Origin of the sequence: Serratia surfactantfaciens (assembly GCF_001642805.2) — a bacterium.
Taxonomy (GTDB): domain Bacteria; phylum Pseudomonadota; class Gammaproteobacteria; order Enterobacterales; family Enterobacteriaceae; genus Serratia; species Serratia surfactantfaciens.
In genome coordinates this window covers 3,114,790-3,133,648 of record NZ_CP016948.1, presented here as the reverse complement: position 1 = coordinate 3,133,648, position 18,859 = coordinate 3,114,790, and the positions used below count along the sequence as shown (strand labels likewise).

Here is an 18,859-nt window from a genome sequence, read left to right as displayed (position 1 = left end):
CATAAAAAAAACCGCCTGCCAAGCGCTTACAACGCGGTTGTGCGCTTGCTTTTGGATAGGCAGCAAAAGTACCATGAGTGACTTGTTTGTGGAGGGGACGGCCAATGTTTACGGGAAGTATTGTTGCACTGGTTACGCCGATGGACGACAAAGGTGCTGTCGATCGCGCGAGCCTAAAAAAATTGATCGATTATCATGTAGCCAGTGGCACCGCGGCGATCGTTTCCGTAGGGACCACCGGCGAGTCCGCAACGCTTGCCCATGACGAGCACGTTGACGTGGTGCTGCAGACGCTGGAGCTGGCCGACGGCCGCATTCCGGTGATCGCCGGCACCGGCGCCAACGCCACCGCCGAAGCCATCGCGCTCACCACCCGCTTCGCCAACACCGGCGTGGTGGGCTGTCTGACGGTGACGCCGTACTACAATAAGCCGACGCAGGAAGGGCTGTATCAGCACTTCAAGGCGATCGCCGAGAGCACCGAGCTGCCGCAGATCCTGTACAACGTGCCTTCGCGCACCGGCTGCGACATGCTGCCGCCGACCATCGCTCGGCTGGCGAAAATCAAGAATATTGTTGCTGTAAAAGAAGCGACGGGGAACTTAAGTCGCGTTAGTCAGATCCAAGTGCTGGTTGACGATGAAGACTTCATTTTGCTGAGCGGCGACGACGCCAGCGGGCTGGACTTCATGCAACTGGGCGGCAAAGGGGTGATTTCCGTGACGGCCAACGTGGCCGCGCGCGAGATGGCGCAACTTTGCGCGCTGGCGGCGCAGGGCAAATTTGCCGAAGCGCGCCGCTTAAATCAGCGCTTGATGCCGTTGCATCAGGATCTATTTGTAGAAGCAAACCCAATTCCGGTGAAGTGGGCCTGTAAGGCGTTGGGATTGATGGCAACCGATACGCTGCGTCTGCCGATGACGCCGTTGAGCGAAGCCGCCCGCCCGGTGGTGGAGCGCGCGCTGAAAAGCGTCGGTTTGCTGTAACTCTAAGGGAAATTTGATGGCTTATTCATTGCAAAAGTCGACGGTAGCAAAAGTAGTGGGCATCTCTTTGGTGATGATGCTGGCGGCCTGCAGCAGCGATCAGCGCTACAAGCGCCAGGTCAGCGGCGACGAGGCTTACCTCGACGCGGCTCCGCTCAAGGCGCTGAACGCGCCGTCCGGCATGATCCTGCCGGTGCAGAGCGGCAACTATGACGTTCCCGCCACGACGCTGCAAGGCAACGTCGGCAAGCAACTGGACATTCGTCCGCCGGTGCAGCCGTTGGCGCTGCTGAGCGGTTCGCGCGCGCAGTACGCCGGCGACAGCGGCACGCTGCTGCTGGAAAACAGCCCGCAGAACCAGAACCTGTGGTCGCGCGTGGTCAGCCTGCTGCAGGCGAAGAACATCGCGATCGCTTCCCGCCAGGACGCCGGTCAGACCCTGACCACCGACTGGGTGAAGTGGAACCGTCTGGACGAAGACAACCAGTACGAAGGCCGTTATCAGATCAGCGTGCAGCAACAGGGCTACCAGCAGGCGCTGGTGGTGAAAAGCGTTGGCCTGCAGCAGCAGGGCAAGGCCGAGCAGGTGACCGATCAGTCTGAGATCCAGCGCTACAACGGCATGATGATCAACACCCTGATCGAAGGCCTGGACAAGCAGGACAACCTGGCGAGCAGCCAGACGGCCAGCCGTTTCGGCGCGTTGGATGTGCAGAGCGGCGCCGATGACACCGGCCTGCCGATGCTGGTGGTGCGCGGCCCGTACACCGTAGTGTGGGATCGCCTGCCGGCGGCGCTCGAAAAACTGGGGATGAAAGTGGGTGACCGCAGCCGTCCGCAGGGCACCGTCGCCGTGACCTACAAGTCCCTGAGCAGCAGCGATTGGGATGCGTTGGGCGTCAAGGATCCTGAACTGGCGGAAGGCGATTACAAACTGCAGGTCGGCGATCTCAACAACCGCACCAGCCTGCAATTTATCGATCCGAAAGGCAAACCGCTCACCCAGTCGAAAAACGACGCACTGGTGGCGGCATTCCAGTCTGCCTTCAGTAAAACCAGCGTTAAATAATCAAAAAGGGGCCTCGGCCCCTTTTTGTTTTGTCTATACGGTATCGTTTGCGTCGCAGGTTTGGCACAATAGTGTCCGGCACGCCAAAGAATTCATTAGGTCAATTCTATACCCCCTAATTTCGGGCCGCGCTCGGGAGACAACGGGGATACATCACTGGAGTAAGTAAGATGCAAAAGCTAGCTGAGCTGTATCGCGGAAAGGCAAAAACCGTTTACACCACCGAGAATCCCGATCTGTTGGTGTTGGAGTTCCGCAACGATACGTCAGCACTGGATGGTCAGCGCATTGAGCAGTTCGATCGCAAAGGCATGGTGAACAACAAGTTCAACCATTTCATCATGAGCAAACTGGAAGAAGCCGGCATCCCGACCCAGATGGAGCGTCTGCTGTCCGACAACGAAGTGCTGGTGAAGAAACTGGACATGGTGCCGGTGGAATGCGTGATCCGCAACCGCGCCGCCGGTTCGCTGGTGAAGCGTCTGGGCATCGAAGAAGGTCTGGTGCTGAACCCGCCGCTGTTCGATCTGTTCCTGAAAAACGACGCCATGCACGATCCGATGGTCAACGAATCCTACTGCGAAACCTTCGGCTGGGTCAGCAAAGAGCACCTGGCGCGCATGCGTGAGCTGAGCTACCGCGCCAACGAGGTATTGACCCAGCTGTTCGACGACGCCGGCCTGATCCTGGTCGACTTCAAGCTGGAATTCGGCCTGTTCAATGGCGAAGTGGTGCTGGGCGATGAATTCTCGCCGGACGGCAGCCGCCTGTGGGACAAAAACACCCTGGACAAGATGGACAAAGACCGCTTCCGTCAAAGCCTGGGCGGCCTGATCGAGGCCTACGAAGAAGTGGCGCGCCGCATCGGCGTGAAGCTCGACTAAGCGTTGGCACCGCCATTCGGGGCGATCCGGCCGGATCGCCCCGCTATTCTGCGTTTTTCCAGAAAATTTCTACATTTCCTCCGCGGCAGACCATTTATAATGATGGATGCGAGATGACTAAAACCTATCCCACTCAGGCTTGAAGCTGCCTTTGCGCTTACGATCGCGGCGCAACTTCAACGAGCAGTGGAAATATCTGGAGTATATTTATGCGTTGGCAAGGGCGTCGGGAAAGTGACAATGTTGAGGATCGTCGCGGGCAATCTTCAGGTTTGGGCGGCGGTGGCGGCGGCTTTCGCGTGCCGCGCGGCAAGGGCGGAATTGTCATTCTGGTGGTGGTGCTGGTGGCCGGCTATTACGGTATCGATCTGTCACCGCTATTGAACGGCGGTAACGTCGCACCGCAGGGTCAACAGCAGAGCGCCAACATCAGTCCGAAAGATGATGAACTGGCCAAGTTCACCTCGGTGGTGCTGGCCTCGACCGAGGATAACTGGAAAGAGATTTTCCAGCGCATGGGCAAAACCTATCAACCGCCGAAGCTGGTGATGTACCGCAGCGTGACGCGCACCAGCTGCGGCACCGGTCAGGCGGCGATGGGGCCGTTCTACTGCCCGGGCGACAGAACGGTGTATATCGATCTGTCTTTCTATCAGGATATGAAGACCAAGCTGGGTGCCGGTGGTGATTTCGCCCAGGCCTATGTGGTGGCGCACGAAGTCGGCCACCACGTGCAGAACCTGTTGGGCATCGAGCCGAAGGTGCGCCAGATGCAGCAGGGCGCCAGCCAAGCGGAAGTAAACCGCCTGTCGGTGAAAATGGAACTGCAGGCGGACTGTTTTGCCGGCGTGTGGGGCAAATACGCCGAGAAGCAGCAGATGCTGGAAGAGGGCGACCTGCAGGCGGCGCTGAACGCCGCGCAGGCGATTGGCGACGATCGCCTGCAGCAGCAGAGCCAGGGGCGTGTGGTGCCGGACAGCTTCACCCACGGCACCTCGCAGCAGCGCTACACCTGGTTTAAACAGGGTTTCGACAGCGGCGATCCCAATACCTGCAACACCTTCGCATCCCGTTAACGCCTCAAGTGCCGGAGCCTGACTCCGGCATTTTTTTCGGATTGAGATAGCCTTATGTTACAGGCAGCGCAACAACTCATGCGGCGGCAGGGCATCCGGCGCCTGCTGGTGCTCAGCGGTGAGCCCGACTGGTGCCGCGAACAGGCGCAGCGACTGGCGGCGACGCTGCCGGGCGACTGGCCGTGGGTGGGGGAAAACCCGCCGCCCGGTCAGGCGGCTTTGGCGAGCGGCGCGGTGCGCCAATTGCTGGGGCAAGAGCGGCTGCACGCGGTGTTCGACGCCGGCCAGTCGCTGGACGTGGAAGCGTTGGCGGCGCTGTGCGGCGCGCTGCGCGCCGGCAGCTGGCTGCTGCTGCTGACGCCGCCATGGCGGCAATGGCCGCAGCAGCCGGACGGCGACAGCCTGCGCTGGAGCGATTGCCCGCAGCCGATCACCACTCCGCATTTCATTCACCATCTGCAGCACCATCTGGCTGACGACAGCGAAGTGACTGTCTGGCGGCAGGATGCGCCTCTGGCGCTGGCCGCGCTGCCGGCGCGCGCGGACTGGCGGCCGCCGGATGGCCAACCGACCGACGAACAACGGGCGATACTGACGACGCTGTTGCAGGCCGAATCCGGCGTATGGGTGTTGACCGCCGCCCGCGGCCGCGGCAAATCGACGCTGGCCGGCATGCTGGTGGCGCAGTCGCCGTTGATCTGCTGGATCACCGGGCCGAGCCGCGCCGCTACGCAGGTGGCTGGGGAATGGGCGCAGGGGCGCGCGCAGTTTTGGGCTCCCGATGCTTTGCTGGCGCAGTGCCGGGAGGGGGACGTCAGCGCCGTGGGGTGGCTGCTGGTGGATGAGGCGGCGGCGATCCCCGCGCCGCTGTTGCAGCAGCTGATCGGCTATTTCCCGCGCGTGCTGTTAACTACCACGGTGCAGGGCTATGAAGGCACCGGTCGTGGTTTTTTACTGAAATTTTGCGCTGAGCTGCCGTCCTACCAGCCACTGAGCCTGCAACAGCCGATGCGCTGGGCGCAGGGCGATGCGCTGGAGCGGGTAACGGACAATGCACTGTTGTTCAACGAATTGCCCGTCTGGCCGGCGGATGGCCAGGCGATCCATTACAGCCAGGCGGAACAGCCTGAGCTGTGCGCCGAGCCGCAGCGGCTGGCGCGCTTCTACGCGTTGCTGAGCAGCGCGCATTACCGCACCTCGCCGCTGGATTTGCGCCGGCTGATGGACGCGCCCGGCATGCATTTCGGGCTGGCGCAGGCCGGACTGGAGGTGGTCGGCGCCGTGTGGCTGGTGGACGAAGGCGGATTGAGCGCCGAGTTGGCGCACGAGGTGTGGGCCGGCCGGCGCCGGCCGCGCGGCAATCTGGTGGCGCAGTCGTTGGCGGCCCATGGCGGACAATGGTGGGCGCCGACGCTGCGCTCACGGCGCATTACCCGCATCGCGACGCTGCCGGCGTTGCGGCGACAGGGCATTGCGCGTCAGCTGGTCGAGCGGCAACGCCGCCAGGCGCAGGGGCTGGATTTTCTGTCGGTCAGCTTCGGCTATACCGAGCCGCTATGGCGCTTTTGGCAATCCTGCGGGTTCGAGCTGGTGCGCATTGGCAGCAAGCCGGAGGCCAGCAGCGGCTGCTATACCGCGATGGCCATCTTGCCCTTGAGCGAGCAAGGGGAGGCGCTGCGACATGCGGCGCACAAGCACCTGGCGCGCGACTGGCCCTGGCTGCGGCAGCGTGTCGAACTCGTGCTGGCGATCCCGGGCGATGACGGCGACACGTCGCTCGGCGAAGAGGACTGGCGCGAACTGGCCGGTTTCGCCTTCGCCCATCGGCCGCTCGAAGCCAGCCTGGGGGCGTTGCAGCGCTTGCTGTTGGCCAGCAACCTGCCGCTGCCTGCGCTGCGCGGCCACCTGCAGCGGCGGCAATCTCCGGCGGCCTGCGCGGAGCAGGCGGGCGTCAACGGCCAGAAAGCCTTGCTGCGCCACTGGCGACACGAAACGGCGCAGGCGCTGGAGCAGCTGAATGCGCAGCACTGCCGCTACTGGCGCGACTGGTCGCAGTCGTTGCAATAAATTGAAGAACTCGCTCAATAAAACCCGATTTTCCCGATTTCTCAGCGGCGTATAGTAGCTGTCAGCGGTGCGGCGACGACTGTCGCTGCGCCAGATTTGAATACTATTAAGGAGTCATCGATGAAACATGAGCATTTCGTTGTCCAAAGCCCGGCAACCCCGGCGGCGCAGCTGATCTTGCTGTTTCACGGTGTCGGCGACAACCCGCTGGCGATGGGGGAGATCGGCCGCTATTTCGCCAAAGATTTTCCCCAGGCACAGGTGGTGAGCATCGGTGGCCCCGACGCTTTCGGCAACGGCGGCGGGCGCCAGTGGTTTTCGGTGCAGGATGTGACCGAAGAGAACCGAGCGGCGCGCATCGCTGAAGTGATGCCGCAGTTTGTGGCCGTGGTGCGCCATTGGCAGCAGCTGAGCGGCGTGGGCTATGCCGGTACTGCTCTGGTAGGGTTCTCGCAGGGGGCGATCATGGCGCTGGAGGCGTTGAAAGCCGAAACCCGGCTGGCCGGGCGCGTGGTGGCGTTCAGCGGGCGTTTCGCCCGGCTGCCTGAACAGGCTTTCGGCGACAGCGTGGTGCATTTGATCCACGGCGAGGAGGATGCGGTGATCGCGGTGCAACACGCTCACGCGGCGGCAGATGCGTTACGGGCCAACGGCGTGGATTTCACGCTGGACGTGGAAGAGAACGTCGGGCATGCGATCAATCAGGACATGATGAACGCCGCGTTGGAAAGGCTGCATTACTATGTGCCGCAGCGCTACTGGGACGAGGCGTTGTCCGGCAAGCGCGGCGAGCTGATCGCCTTCCGTTAAAAACTCAGGGCGCCGATGAGCGCCCTGTTGTCATTTCTTTTTCGGCCAGTCGTCTTCGTCATCCCACTGGGCGTTGTTGTCGCGGTGCGGCGGTATCTCCGGCTTGTTGGCCAGATAGCTTTTGACGTCAACGCGGCGCAGTTCCTTGATGCCGCTGACGACCATCCCCACCAGAACCAGCAGGATAATCCACCAGTAATCAGCTAACCATTGCATAGCTACTCCTTTCCTTCACTGCGTATGAAACGCGAAAAAATCGATGGCAGATGGCGTTCGAGCCATTCGGCACCGGCGACCTCCTTGTCTTGCCAGGCCGCCAGCAACAGCGCCGGGGTCAGCAAATGTTCGGCCTCTTGCGCCAGCGGCCGGTAGCTCAGATGCCACGGCTCCACCGCCACGCCGCCGCAGTCTTCGGTAAAGGGGCGGTAGAAACCGAACTCGGCCATATGCGCCGTCAGCCATTGGTTGAGCGGCGCAAAATAACCGCCTTCCTCATATTCCCACGGCTCCAGCTGCAGCTTTTGCCCTTCCGGCAGCAGCGACGGATCGTACACGTCCAGATCGCTGCCCCAGTGGTGGCGGCTGGCGCCCGGCAGGGCCGACCAGCGCAGGATTGCCTCACAGCGCTCGGCGGCGGACAGCGGCGCGACGTCGATCGGCCGGCTGTCCTTATCTAATACTGGCCGCTGGCCGCAGAATTTGCCATTCCAGATAGCCAGTTGCCGATCGAAGTCGCGGAAGGTGCTGGCGGGCTGGAGATCGAATCCCGCCGCGCGCGCCGCCTGCTGCATCGCCAGGAAGGCGTTGGCCGCCTGCGGCTGCAGCCGATGGTTGCCGCTCAGCGGCGTCAGGTGTTCGGTCGAGCGGCCAGTGAGCATCTCTGCGGTGATCATGCGACCAATTGCTCCATGATGCGTTGATACATGCGGCTCAGCAGCTGCAGATCCGCGGCGTTGACGCATTCGTTGACCTTGTGGATGGTGGCGTTGACCGGCCCCAGCTCCACCACCTGCGCGCCCATTTGCGCGATGAAGCGGCCATCGGAGGTGCCGCCGGTGGTCAGCAGCTGCGGCGTCAATTCTGAATAGTGCTCGACGGCGTTGACCACCGCATCCACCAGCGCGCCGCGCGAGGTGAGGAAGGGTTGGCCGGACAGGCGCCATTCGATGCTGTAATTCAGCTGATGGCGTTCCAGCAGCTCTTCCACGCGCTGTTTGATCATCGCATCGGTGAGTTCGGTGCTGAAACGGAAGTTGAACTGCACATAAAGATCGCCCGGGATCACGTTGTTGCTGCCGGTGCCGGCCTGCACGTTGGCGATCTGCATGCTGGTCGGCGGGAAGAACTCGTTGCCGCGATCCCATTCGATCGCCACCAGTTCATTCAGCGCCGGCATGGCGCGGTGCACCGGGTTGTCCGCCAGATGCGGATAGGCAACGTGCCCCTGTACGCCGTGGATATGCAGGTTGGCGGTGATCGAACCGCGACGGCCGTTCTTCACCACGTCGCCGACGCGCTCGGTGCTGGACGGCTCACCGACCAGGCAGTAATCCAATCGCTCGTTGCGCGCCATCAGCGTTTCAACCACTTTAACCGTGCCGTGGGTGGCGCTGGCCTCTTCATCTGAGGTGATCAGAAAAGCCAGGCGGCCCTGATGATGCGGATTAGCGGCGACAAAGCGTTCCGCCGCCACTACCATCGCGGCCAATGACCCTTTCATGTCCGCTGCGCCACGGCCATACAGCATGCCGTCGCGGATCGTCGGTTCAAACGGCGGGTTATCCCAGCGTTTTTCATCGCCGGTCGGCACCACGTCGGTGTGCCCGGCGAACGCCAGGGTTTGTCCTTCGCCGCGCCATGCCCAGAAGTTTTGGGTGTCTTCGAAGTCCATCGCCTCGACGGTGAAGCCGATCGCCTGTAGACGTTCAATCATCAGCTGCTGGCAGCCTTCATCATTCGGGCTGAGAGAAGGGCGTTTGATCAACTGCTGGGCCAGTTCGATAACCGGGCAAGTCATACGGCAACCTCGGCAATAAATTGCTGATAAGCGTCGGCGTTGAAGCCGAGCAGGGCGCGCCCGTCGCCGGCGTCCAGCAGCGGGCGTTTGATGATAGCCGGCTGCGCCAGCATCAGCGCGATGGCGGCATCGGCGTTATCGCAGGCGTTGCGCTGCGCTTCATCCAGCTTGCGCCAGGTGGTGCCGCGAGTATTGAGCAGCGGCTCCCAGCCCAGTTGTGCGACGAAGCCGCGTAGCCGTTGTTCATCCAGGCCGTCGGCGCGGTAGTCGTGAAAATGATAGGCCACGCCCTGATCTTCCAGCCAGCGGCGGGCTTTTTTGATGGTGTCGCAGTTTTTGATGCCGTACATCGTCAGCGTTGTCTGTTGCGGTTTATTTGCCATGGCGTAAAGCTACCTGTCTCGTCGAGTCGATACTGAGCGGCGGGCGCGATCTTTGGCCCTCTCGCCGCCCGGCGATAGCAGAGATAATGCCAGTAAAGCAGCGACGAGATCCAGCAACGATGCGCCCGTAGTGCGATTGATGAGGCCGGCGACGCAGTTACATGGCAGCCTTCGCCGACGGCGCTAGTGAAAGGCGCCGGCGAAAGGCCCAGTCGTATGGACGGAGCTGAGGGAGAGAAGGCTACTCTTTATTTATTCTTATGTTTAAACGATCGGTTAAACACCGTACGCGGGTAATATGCAACAGCGGTTTTATTCGGCTGGCGCCGAGTTTTTTCATGATTCGCGATTTGTAATGATTGGCGGTTTTACTTTGGATATTCATGGCATGGCTGATGTCGCTCAGCGATTTTCCCGTCGACCATTCCGAGAGGAACAGCGACTCGCGCTGAGAGAGTTGCGGCGGCTCGGTATAGTGGCTGTAACGCTTATATAAGTCGCCGATCAGGTGGCTGAAGCGGCTCAATGATATAAGGTTTGATAATATAATGGTCTTTCTGTCGACAATAACCATTTCATGCGGACAGTCGGTGATAATGACTATTTTATAGGTGTTAGGGTTGGCATATTCGTCGCGGTAGCGCGCTTCAAAATTGTCGAGGGTGACATCGATAAAGCAGACCTTTTTGCGGTTAAAGCCGGCAGGCGCACGTTTTTCTCCCCAGGTTTGGGTGATAAGCTGCCGGATGCCGATGGCGGTATAGGTACACTCGCTGAAAATATCAATTTCCATTTTATTATAATCCTTTACTTTCTATTTCCCGGTGAGGATTGATATCTTAAAACATAAAAAAACAAATAATATAAATAATTTCATATTGAATTGATCTGGCGCCGCAGGCAGAGACGCCTCCTCGGACGCGGCAAGCAAGGTAAGCCTCATATACTACCATGATTTATAAAGAGTAAATTTTATTTTTAATCAATACTCTGCTCGGGAAACGCTCAACAGAATAGAAATCCTCTATTAATACCCCGAGGATTAAAAGGAATTAACATAGGGATTGGCTATCATTATTTTTTATTCGATCGTTTTTATCGATCGTCAAGGGTGGCAATCACTGCCTTAATGGGTTAATAACTAAGAAGTTTCTTGTTTTTACCGACGATAGCGGCTTTATTTTAATCGTTGGCTATGGAGATAAGGTAATGTCGCCAAAATTGACGCGAAGATAAATCTAAACAAAGAGAATGCGATGTTTTAAGCTGCGATCGGAACGCAAACGCAGTTGATTGATACGGAGAGTTGGCGTGAAAGAATACCATATCGAAATTTCCGATCGGGTAACATCGGAAATAACGTCCTGTATTGCGGACGGATTGGACCGTTTTAACGATGAATATATCGGCTACGGCGATCGCCAGCCGCTGGCGGTGGTGATAAAAGATCCCGACAGCGGTGAAGTCCTGGGCGGGATTACCGGACGATCCTCGCTGGGCTTGCTGTTTCTTGAGCTCTTTTATCTGCCGGAGGCGCTGCGCGGCGCGGGGGTGGGCAGCGAACTGTTGCGCCGTTTCGAGCAGGAAGGGCGCCGTCGGGGTTGCCTTTCCGCCGTGTTGTACACCATCAGTTTTCAGGCGCCGGGCTTTTATCAACGGCATGGCTGGCGGCGAATGGGGGAGGTGCCATGCCTGCCGCCGGGTACCAGCCGGGTGTTTATGACCAAAACGCTGTGATGCGCGCTTAACGCACGTAGCCCCCCTGTTGCAGACGCTGCAGGGAGGTGCCGTCCGCATACACCATGCCGGTGGTTAAATCGTGAAAGCCGTACTTCTTATAGAAAGCCAGTTTTTCCGGCACCGAATAGATGAATATCTTGCCGAGCGGCGCCAGATCTTGCATCACCCGATCCATCAACCGGCGCCCCAACCCCTGCCCCTGAAAGCGCGGATCGATCGCCACGTCGGCCAGATAGGCGACCGATGTCAGATCGCTGATGGCATGCGCAGTGGCTATCAGCTCATCGCCGATAAATCCCCAATAGCAAAACTGACTGTGCTGGTAAACGCGTTGCAGCGTATGAGGATCGCGTTTGCCCAGCCCGGCAGCCTCCAGCAATTCACACAGCCGTTGCCAGTCGACGGCGCGGCGGCTCATATCCGTGATGATTTCCATCGTTTTCCTCTAACCAATAAGACTGAGATCGGCGGCATAGTGCCGAATGGCGCGTTGATAACTGCGGATGTCGGCATCTGACGAGGTTTCCGCCAGCAGCAGCAACAGATCGGCCACGGCCTGTTTACCGTCCCCCAGGTTGTACCGGGTCATGGCGCGAAACAGCATCAGCTCTTTGGCCTGAGGGAACTCGCTCAGGCCGTCGTCGAAAGCGCGCAGCGAAGCCGGATATTCACCCAGAGCGCGGTAAGTGCTGCCGAGACCCAGCCAGGCTTCACGGCGCTGGGCGGACGGCAAATCGCGAGCCAGCGCCGCGAGGTAGTGGGGGATGGCCTGTTGCTCCAGGCCCTGCACGTCATACAGGCAGGCCAACTGAAAGTGCAGCGTTGCCGCTTCCGGCTCCTCCGCCAGTTGCCGTAATGCCAGCGCAGTGGCTTCCTGATAGCGCCCCTGCGTTTTTAACTCTAAGAGAGACAAAGAAGTGGACATGAACTGGGCTCCATTGGCGTATTTTTATACCTTTTACACGCTATCGTGGAGAAATTGATATCACAAGGGAATAGCTGCACTGCACATTGATCAGATAAATACGAAAATGTGCGCTAACCCCGGTTTTCGGGCCCGGCATCGTTCCCGTTTCCCTTCACATGGTCAAAAAACAGGCGTAGAATCCGCTTCGTCAAATAATTGAGGTTGTAAAGTATTATGGTTGATCGTGAATTAGGAAACTGGAAAGACTTCATTGATGAGATGTTGGGCAACTGACACAGCGTTGAAGCAGATGGCAAGGTTGAGTCATTGGAAAGTCACTGAAACACCTTGGGAACGAGATTATCGTTCGAAAAAAGCAGCATCGGTAACCCGACGCTGCTTTTTTTATGCGCCGCCGATCACTCGCCGGCGGCGGTTGTCGTGGTGGCCGGATGCGCTTTACCCGGGAATCGGCGCCGCACCAGCACAAAGAACAGTGGCACGAAGAAAATCGCCAGCAGGGTGGCGGAGATCATGCCGCCCATCACCCCGGTGCCGACCGCATGCTGGCTGCCGGAACCGGCGCCGCTGCTGGTGGCCATCGGCAGCACGCCGAAGATGAACGCCAGTGAGGTCATCAGGATCGGCCGCAGACGCATGCGTGACGCGTCGAGCGTTGCCGACATCAGATCCTGCCCTTTATGGTTCAGCTCATTGGCGAACTCGACGATCAGAATGGCGTTTTTCGCCGACAGCCCAATGATGGTCAACAGGCCGACCTGGAAATAGACGTCGTTCTCCAGCCCTCGCAACCAGGTGGCGGCGACTGCGCCGATCACCCCCAGCGGCACCACCAGCATCACCGAGAACGGTATCGACCAGCTCTCGTACAGCGCCGCCAGGCACAGGAACACCACCAGCAGCGAGATGGCATACAACGCCGGCGCCTGCGAGCCGGACAGCCGTTCCTGATAGGACATCGCTGTCCATTCCAGACCAAAGCCGGTCGGCAGTTGGCTGACCAGTTTCTCCATTTCCGCCATGGCGGTGCCGGTGCTGACGCCGTTGGCCGCCTCGCCGACAATCTCCAGCGCCGAGCTGCCGTTATAACGCTCCAGCCGCGGCGAACCGTACTCCCAGTGTGAGGTGGCGAAGGCCGAGAACGGCACCATGCCGCCCGCGCTGTTGCGCACATACCATTTGTTGATGTCATCCGGCAGCATGCGGAACGGCGCCGCAGCCTGCACATAGACTTTTTTCACCCGGCCGCGATCGACGAAGTCGTTGACGTAGGTCGAGCCCCAGGCGGTGGAGAGGGTGTTGTTGATGTCGTCGATCGATACGCCCAGCGCCTGGGCCTTGCGCTGATCGATATCGATTTGCAGCTGCGGGCTGTCGTCCAGGCCGTTGTGGCGCACGCGCGACAGCAGCGGGTTTTGCGCCGCCAGCTGCAGCAGCTGATCGCGCGCCGCCATCAGCTTGGCGTGGCCGAGGCCGGCGTGGTCTTCCAACTCCATATCGAAGCCGGAGGAGTTGCCGAGGCCGGTGATAGCCGGCGGGCTGCTGGCGATCACCCGGGCTTCGTTAATCTTGTTGAATGCCAGCGTGGCGCGGTCGATGATGTCGAACGAGCTGTTGGCGCCCGAGGTGCGCAGATCCCAGTCTTTCAGCCGCACGAACAGGCGCGCCACGTTTTGGCCGTTGCCGCCGGGCCCGGAGCCGATGATGGCGAATACTGACAGCACGTCCTGTTTCTCTTCGGTGAGGAAATACTGCTCGACCTTTTCCACCACTTTGGAGGTTTGCTGCAGGGTCGATCCCGCCGGCAGCTGCACCTGCACGGTGAAGATGCCGCGGTCTTCCTGCGGCAGGAATGAGGTCGGCAGCTTGATGAACAGCAGCGCCATGCCGCCGAGCAGCAGCAGATAAATCACCATATAGCGGCCGCTGGCGTGCAGGATCCGCCCCACGCCGCGCTCATAGCGTTCGGCGTTGCGGTTGAACATGCGGTTGAACCAGCCGAAGAAGCCGCGCTTGCCGTGGTGATGGCCCTTGGCGATCGGTTTTAGCAGCGTGGCGCACAGGGCCGGCGTCAGGATCATCGCCACCAGCACCGACAGCACCATGGCGGAAACGATAGTGATGGAGAACTGGCGATAGATGGCGCCGGTGGTGCCGCCGAAGAACGCCATCGGCACGAACACCGCCGACAGCACCAGCGCGATGCCGACCAGCGCGCTCTGGATCTGCCCCATGGATTTACGCGTGGCTTCACGCGGCGGCAGGCCTTCCTCGCTCATCACGCGTTCGACGTTCTCCACCACCACGATGGCGTCGTCCACCAGCAGGCCGATCGCCAACACCATGGCGAACATGGTGAGGGTGTTGATGCTGAAGCCGCAGGCGGAAAGGATGGCGAAGGTACCCATCAGCACCACCGGCACGGCGATGGTGGGGATCAGCGTGGCGCGGAAGTTCTGCAGGAACAGATACATCACCAGGAACACCAGCAGGATGGCTTCCAGCAGCGTTTTCACCACGTCCTTGATCGAGGCTTTGACGAACGGGGTGGTTTCATAGGCCACTTTGGCCTCCAGCCCGTGCGGGAAGTATTGCGACAGCTCGGCGATCTTGTCCTTCACCAGTTGGTCGGTCTGCAGTTCGTTGGCGCCGGAGGCCAGCTTGATGTTCATGCCTGCGGCCTGCATGCCGTTGTAGCGGCTCAGGTAGTTGTAGTTCTCGCCGCCCAGCTCGACGGTGGCGACGTTGCCCAGCGTCACCAGCGACCCGTCCTGGTTGACGCGCAGAGTGATCTGGCGGAACTGCTCCGGCGTCTGGAGCTGCGACTGGGCGTTGATGGTGGCGTTCAGCGCCTGTTTATCGACCGACGGCGTGCCGCCCAGCTGGCCGACCGCCACCTGGGCGTTCTGCGACTGAATGGCTTTGACGACGTCCTGGGTGGTGAGCTGGTAGCTGTTGAGCTTGTTGGGATCGAGCCAGATGCGCATGGCGTATTGCGAACCGTACACGTCCATGCTGCCGACGCCGTTGATGCGGCTGAGCGGATCCTGCAGGTTGGAGACGATGTAATCGGCGATGTCCTGCTTGTCCATGCTGTTGTCGGTGGAGACGAACGCCACCATCATCAGCGTGGTATCGCCGGATTTGGAGACCGTAACCCCCTGATTCTGCACCGCCTGCGGCAGGCGTTTAATCGCCGCCTGCAGCTGGTTTTGCACCTGCTGCATCGCTTCGTTGGGATCGGTGCCGGCTTCGAAGGTCAGCGTGACGGTCGCCTGACCGGTATTGGTGCTCTGCGACGACATGTACATCATGTTGTCGAGCCCGGTCATATTCTGTTCAATGATCTGCGTGACGGTGTTTTCCAGCGTTTGCGCCGAAGCGCCTGGGTAAGTTGCGCTGATGCGCACGTTCGGCGGCGCTAAATTCGGGTATTGTTCCACCGGCAGAGAAAAAATCGCCAACGCCCCGGTCAGGCAAAGAATAATTGCCAGTACCCAGGCGAAAATCGGGCGATCAATAAAAAAATTGGCCATGCAGCGCGAACCTCGTTATGACTTGTTCTATCTTTAAAACGCATCAGAATTATACATTTCAGCGGCAGGGAAGGATTCCGGCGCTATTGCACTTTACTCGGGATAGCCGAGTAAAGCGTGGAGAAAAAAAGGAGATAGTGTAAATAACGGTAGCGGGAAACCGCGTTGGCGCATTGGCGCCGGTTATTGCCGTCTATTAAGACATTTTTATTACTATCAAAGGCCTTGCGCGCCCCTTCGTCGCAGGGAACCGGAAAGTAAACCGGACTCACTTTACAGCAGGAGCTTGGCATGGGAATTAACCCGGTATTTGCCCGTCGGCTTTATTTGTGCTGGCTGATCAGCCACAGTGAGCGGCCCAATGTGCCGCGGTTGATGGCGCTGACCGGTTGGCCGCGCCGCACGTTGCAGGATGTGCTGAAGGCGCTGCCCGGCATGGGCGTCGAACTGCAGTTCGTGCAGCAGGGTGTGCGCAATAATGACGGTTTCTATCAGTTGGAAAGCTGGGGGCCGTTCAACAAGAGCTGGGTGCACCAGCATCATCAGGCGCTGCTCAGCGCCATCGAGTAAGCTGCCCCGGCGCACGGCCGGGGCGGGCGATCATTGGTTCTTCTGCTCCAGGTACATCACCGTCGCTGCCACGCGGGAACGCACGTCCAGCTTGCGCAGTATGTTGCGAATGTGCACTTTCACCGTTTCTTCAGAGATATGCAGCTGCGCTGCCACCTGCTTGTTGGACAGGCCGCGCGCCACTTCTTGCAACACGTCCAGCTCGCGTTCGGTCAGGGCGGCAAAGGGATTGCGCTGCTCGCCGCGTGCAAGCAGGTAATCCGCCATGGCGTCGCTGATCACATTCTGCCCTTCGGCGGCGGCGTTGATGTGTTCCAGCAGCTGCTCCGGTTCGCTGTCTTTCAGCAGGTAGCCATCGGCGCCGGCATCGATCAGCGCATACAGATCGCTGCGCGCGTCGGAGACCGTCAGCACGATGATGCGTGCGTCCACGCCTTCCTCACGCAGGGCCTGCAGCGTATCCAATCCGGACATGCCCTTCATGTTCAGATCCAACAAGATCACGTCCGGGGCGTGCTGCAGCGCCAGCGCAACCGCCTCGCTGCCGTTGCCGGCCTCCGCCACCACCTCAAATCGCGCATCCAGTCCCAGCAGTTGTTTGATGCCGCGCCGCATCAACGGATGATCGTCAACGATCATGACTCGGTATTGCTTCATCACCATGAAATATGCTCCCTGTAGCAAGTAAAGCCACTCAAACGCGCCCTACGGCGTGCTTCACAGTGGGACTGTCTCTTCAAAAATAGCGGCAATCTGCGCCGAAAACCTGATCGGGCGGCATTCCGGCTGGCGGCAACCGTAACGCAAGGTGAACAGCCGCGAGGTCAGGGCGGAAAGGTCAGGCAGACCGCCGTGCCGCCGCTGCTTCTGCGCCGGATACGCAGCGTTCCTCCCAATCGCGCTGCACGTTCGCTCATGATGGTCAAACCATAATGTCCTTCCGGCTCCTCCAGGCTGGCGATGCCGCAACCGTCGTCGGTAATGCTGAATAGGTTGTCGCCCGCGGCGTTGACCTCGCAACAAACCACGATTTCGTCCGCCCCGGCGTGCTTGACGGCGTTGAGCACCGCCTCGCGCACGATCTGCAGCGCGTGCACCTGCTGCTGGGCGTTGAGCGCCTGCGATGACAGCCGACAGTGTAACTGAATCCGTGCGGTGGTTAGAGCCTTTAATGGCTGCAACAGCTGCTCCAGCGCGGCGTTCAGATCCGCCTCCTGAATGTTGAGGCGGAAGGTGGCCAGCAATTCTCGCAGCTGGCGATAGGCATCGGCCAGCGTGCGATCGAAATCGTCGATGATCGTCTGCTCCGCCGGCCGATCGGCGGTGCGCCTGAGCAGCGTCAGCTGGATGCGCAGGAATGACAGCGTCTGCGCCAGCGAATCGTGCAGCTCGCGGGCGATGGTCGCGCGCTCTTCCATCAACAGCAAATACTGGTGCTGCTTCTGCGCCCGGTTGAAGTAGACGCCGCGGCCCAGCATGTTGGCCAGGCTTTGCATCAGTTGAGGATGTGGCGGGTGCGCTTCGGGCTGCCAGCGCAGCTCGCCCAGCGGTTTTTCGCCCTGGGTGATCGGCAGCGCATCCCAGGCTTGCGTCGGCGCCGCTTCTCCTTCGCTCAGTTGCCACTGGCCATGATCGTCCACGACGTTCAGCCGGATGCAGCGCAGCCGTTCACTGTGGCGCACGATGCGCAGCACATTTTCGAACGCCTGCTGATCGATCTGGCGCACGCTCAGCGCTTGCGAACAGCGATACAGCACCTCCAGCGTTTCGTTGGCCTGCTGCAGACGCTGGGTCTTTTCCTGTACTTTCAGCTCCAGCGACTGATAAAGCCGGGCCAGTTCGTCCGACATGGCGCTGAAGGTTTGCGACAGCACGCCGAGTTCGTTCGGCAACGCCACGTCCAGCGGCGGGTGGCTGAAATCGCGTTGCTGCACGCGCTGGCTGGCGTCGACCAGATGCTGCAGCGGCGCAACCACCTGGCGGCGCATAAAGCGGATGCAGAACAACACCAGCCCGATGATGGCGGCGTAGCCCAGTATGCTGACGACGGCCACCAGGCTCAGTTTCAACTCGGAATAGCGCTGCAGGGCGGAAACGAAATGATCGACGCGGTTGACGTGGCCGGCGACCTCCGCCCGGTAGGCGGCCGCTTGTCCGTCGCGGATTTGCCGCTCCATCGTTTGCCACGCTTGCTGCAGCCCCAGATAATGATCGCGCACCTCGGCGGGCACGTAGAAGCGCGTCAGCTTGTGCAGCGCTGGCGCCTGCAAAGACTGCCGGTACTGCTGCAGATGCAGCTCCAGCTCGGCGCTCTGCCGGTCGAGATCGTAGGCCAATCGATAGCTTTGCATGCGCAGCGAACCGGCGATATTGATCGCTTCTGCGTCGCTCTGGCTGCCGGCGACGGCGGTCAACGCCAACCCGGTGGCGAGCACCGACAGTATCACGATGCCGAACAACGCCCTGGCCAGGCTGCCGGTCACGGTACGTTTAACAAGCAATCAAGGATCCTTCTCTCTCAGGTGAGGCGCTTCGCCAGTTTCATTCGAAAGCAAAACTATAACTTTTGCAACTAAAATGCACCGCGATTTGTATCAAGTTGTCAACAAAACGGGAACAATTGTCGTTGCACAATCAAATGAATAGCAAAATGCCCGCTGTTTTTCGGCGGCGGGTCGATTTCCTCTGGCGATTTGTCTTTGGGGGGCGAATCGCACTGGGTTTTATGCAATGTAATGCGTCTGGGCTCGACTTATTTTTCATTATTTTAAGCGATATTAAGTCCCGACTTGG

At 59.9% G+C, this 18,859-nt stretch carries 19 protein-coding genes; 9 read left to right on the top strand and 10 right to left on the bottom strand.

Annotation, left to right across the window (positions count from 1 at the left end; genetic code table 11):
* Window positions 1–104 precede the first annotated feature (104 nt).
* From dapA to ypfH, 6 genes are all read left to right on the top strand, one after another.
* On the top strand, window positions 105–986 hold the full coding sequence (gene dapA, locus ATE40_RS14745) for a 4-hydroxy-tetrahydrodipicolinate synthase (RefSeq protein WP_029988781.1): 882 nt from the start codon (window positions 105–107) through the stop codon (window positions 984–986).
* A 16-nt stretch (window positions 987–1,002) separates the two neighbouring features.
* Window positions 1,003–2,055 (top strand): outer membrane protein assembly factor BamC, encoded by a 1,053-nt coding sequence (bamC, locus tag ATE40_RS14740; protein ID WP_063919857.1) that lies wholly within the window; start codon window positions 1,003–1,005, stop codon window positions 2,053–2,055.
* A gap of 170 nt (window positions 2,056–2,225) precedes the next feature.
* Entirely contained in the window at window positions 2,226–2,939 is a 714-nt protein-coding gene (purC, locus tag ATE40_RS14735; protein WP_019453889.1) for a phosphoribosylaminoimidazolesuccinocarboxamide synthase, read from the top strand.
* A 209-nt stretch (window positions 2,940–3,148) separates the two neighbouring features.
* Window positions 3,149–4,015, top strand: coding sequence for a KPN_02809 family neutral zinc metallopeptidase (gene ypfJ, locus ATE40_RS14730; RefSeq protein ID WP_063919856.1), 867 nt, complete (start codon window positions 3,149–3,151; stop codon window positions 4,013–4,015).
* A 54-nt stretch (window positions 4,016–4,069) separates the two neighbouring features.
* Window positions 4,070–6,082, top strand: a complete 2,013-nt coding sequence (locus ATE40_RS14725) for a tRNA(Met) cytidine acetyltransferase TmcA (RefSeq protein WP_063919855.1) — start codon at window positions 4,070–4,072, stop codon at window positions 6,080–6,082.
* A 120-nt stretch (window positions 6,083–6,202) separates the two neighbouring features.
* Window positions 6,203–6,892 (top strand): esterase, encoded by a 690-nt coding sequence (ypfH, locus tag ATE40_RS14720; RefSeq protein WP_063919854.1) that lies wholly within the window; start codon window positions 6,203–6,205, stop codon window positions 6,890–6,892.
* A gap of 30 nt (window positions 6,893–6,922) precedes the next feature.
* Here ypfH and ATE40_RS14715 read toward each other — a convergent pair whose 3' ends face one another.
* From ATE40_RS14715 to ATE40_RS14695, 5 genes are all read right to left on the bottom strand, one after another.
* Window positions 6,923–7,108, bottom strand: coding sequence for a YpfN family protein (locus tag ATE40_RS14715; RefSeq protein WP_004941720.1), 186 nt, complete (start codon window positions 7,106–7,108; stop codon window positions 6,923–6,925).
* Between the two features lie 2 nt (window positions 7,109–7,110).
* Window positions 7,111–7,785: a M15 family metallopeptidase gene (locus ATE40_RS14710; protein ID WP_019453885.1), complete on the bottom strand. Its 675-nt coding sequence runs from the start codon at window positions 7,783–7,785 to the stop codon at window positions 7,111–7,113.
* On the bottom strand, window positions 7,782–8,909 hold the full coding sequence (gene dapE / locus ATE40_RS14705; RefSeq protein WP_063919853.1) for a succinyl-diaminopimelate desuccinylase: 1,128 nt from the start codon (window positions 8,907–8,909) through the stop codon (window positions 7,782–7,784). Before dapE ends, ATE40_RS14710 begins: the two co-directional genes overlap by 4 nt.
* Entirely contained in the window at window positions 8,906–9,292 is a 387-nt protein-coding gene (locus tag ATE40_RS14700) for an ArsC family reductase (RefSeq protein ID WP_025159572.1), read from the bottom strand. Before ATE40_RS14700 ends, dapE begins: the two co-directional genes overlap by 4 nt.
* Window positions 9,293–9,533: 241 nt before the next feature.
* The gene (locus ATE40_RS14695) at window positions 9,534–10,085 is read right to left on the bottom strand and encodes a helix-turn-helix transcriptional regulator (protein ID WP_019453882.1); all 552 of its coding nucleotides are present in this window, start codon (window positions 10,083–10,085) and stop codon (window positions 9,534–9,536) included.
* A gap of 518 nt (window positions 10,086–10,603) precedes the next feature.
* Between ATE40_RS14695 and ATE40_RS14690 the strand changes: the two genes are divergently transcribed.
* On the top strand, window positions 10,604–11,029 hold the full coding sequence (locus ATE40_RS14690) for a GNAT family N-acetyltransferase (protein WP_063919852.1): 426 nt from the start codon (window positions 10,604–10,606) through the stop codon (window positions 11,027–11,029).
* 7 nt (window positions 11,030–11,036) lie between these two features.
* Here ATE40_RS14690 and ATE40_RS14685 read toward each other — a convergent pair whose 3' ends face one another.
* On the bottom strand, window positions 11,037–11,468 hold the full coding sequence (locus ATE40_RS14685) for a GNAT family N-acetyltransferase (protein WP_063919851.1): 432 nt from the start codon (window positions 11,466–11,468) through the stop codon (window positions 11,037–11,039).
* A gap of 9 nt (window positions 11,469–11,477) precedes the next feature.
* Window positions 11,478–11,957: a tetratricopeptide repeat protein gene (locus tag ATE40_RS14680; protein WP_019453879.1), complete on the bottom strand. Its 480-nt coding sequence runs from the start codon at window positions 11,955–11,957 to the stop codon at window positions 11,478–11,480.
* Between the two features lie 216 nt (window positions 11,958–12,173).
* On the opposite strand from ATE40_RS14680, the gene ypfM reads away from it, so the two are divergent.
* Window positions 12,174–12,233 carry a protein YpfM gene (ypfM, locus tag ATE40_RS25025; RefSeq protein ID WP_100396732.1) on the top strand — a complete coding sequence of 20 codons (60 nt, stop codon included), beginning with the start codon at window positions 12,174–12,176 and terminating at the stop codon, window positions 12,231–12,233.
* 125 nt (window positions 12,234–12,358) lie between these two features.
* Here the strand turns inward: ypfM and acrD are convergent, their stop codons facing one another.
* Window positions 12,359–15,496: a multidrug efflux RND transporter permease AcrD gene (acrD, locus tag ATE40_RS14675; protein WP_019453878.1), complete on the bottom strand. Its 3,138-nt coding sequence runs from the start codon at window positions 15,494–15,496 to the stop codon at window positions 12,359–12,361.
* A gap of 291 nt (window positions 15,497–15,787) precedes the next feature.
* Here acrD and ATE40_RS14670 point away from each other — a divergent pair, with 291 nt between their 5' ends.
* Complete coding sequence (locus ATE40_RS14670) at window positions 15,788–16,066, top strand: winged helix-turn-helix domain-containing protein (RefSeq protein WP_004941750.1); 279 nt, start codon at window positions 15,788–15,790, stop codon at window positions 16,064–16,066.
* Between the two features lie 30 nt (window positions 16,067–16,096).
* On the opposite strand, the gene ATE40_RS14665 is transcribed toward ATE40_RS14670, so the two are convergent.
* On the bottom strand, window positions 16,097–16,729 hold the full coding sequence (locus ATE40_RS14665) for a response regulator (protein WP_063919850.1): 633 nt from the start codon (window positions 16,727–16,729) through the stop codon (window positions 16,097–16,099).
* A 161-nt stretch (window positions 16,730–16,890) separates the two neighbouring features.
* Window positions 16,891–18,567, bottom strand: coding sequence for a nitrate/nitrite two-component system sensor histidine kinase NarQ (gene narQ, locus ATE40_RS14660; RefSeq protein WP_019453876.1), 1,677 nt, complete (start codon window positions 18,565–18,567; stop codon window positions 16,891–16,893).
* Between the last annotated feature and the right edge of the window lie 292 nt (window positions 18,568–18,859).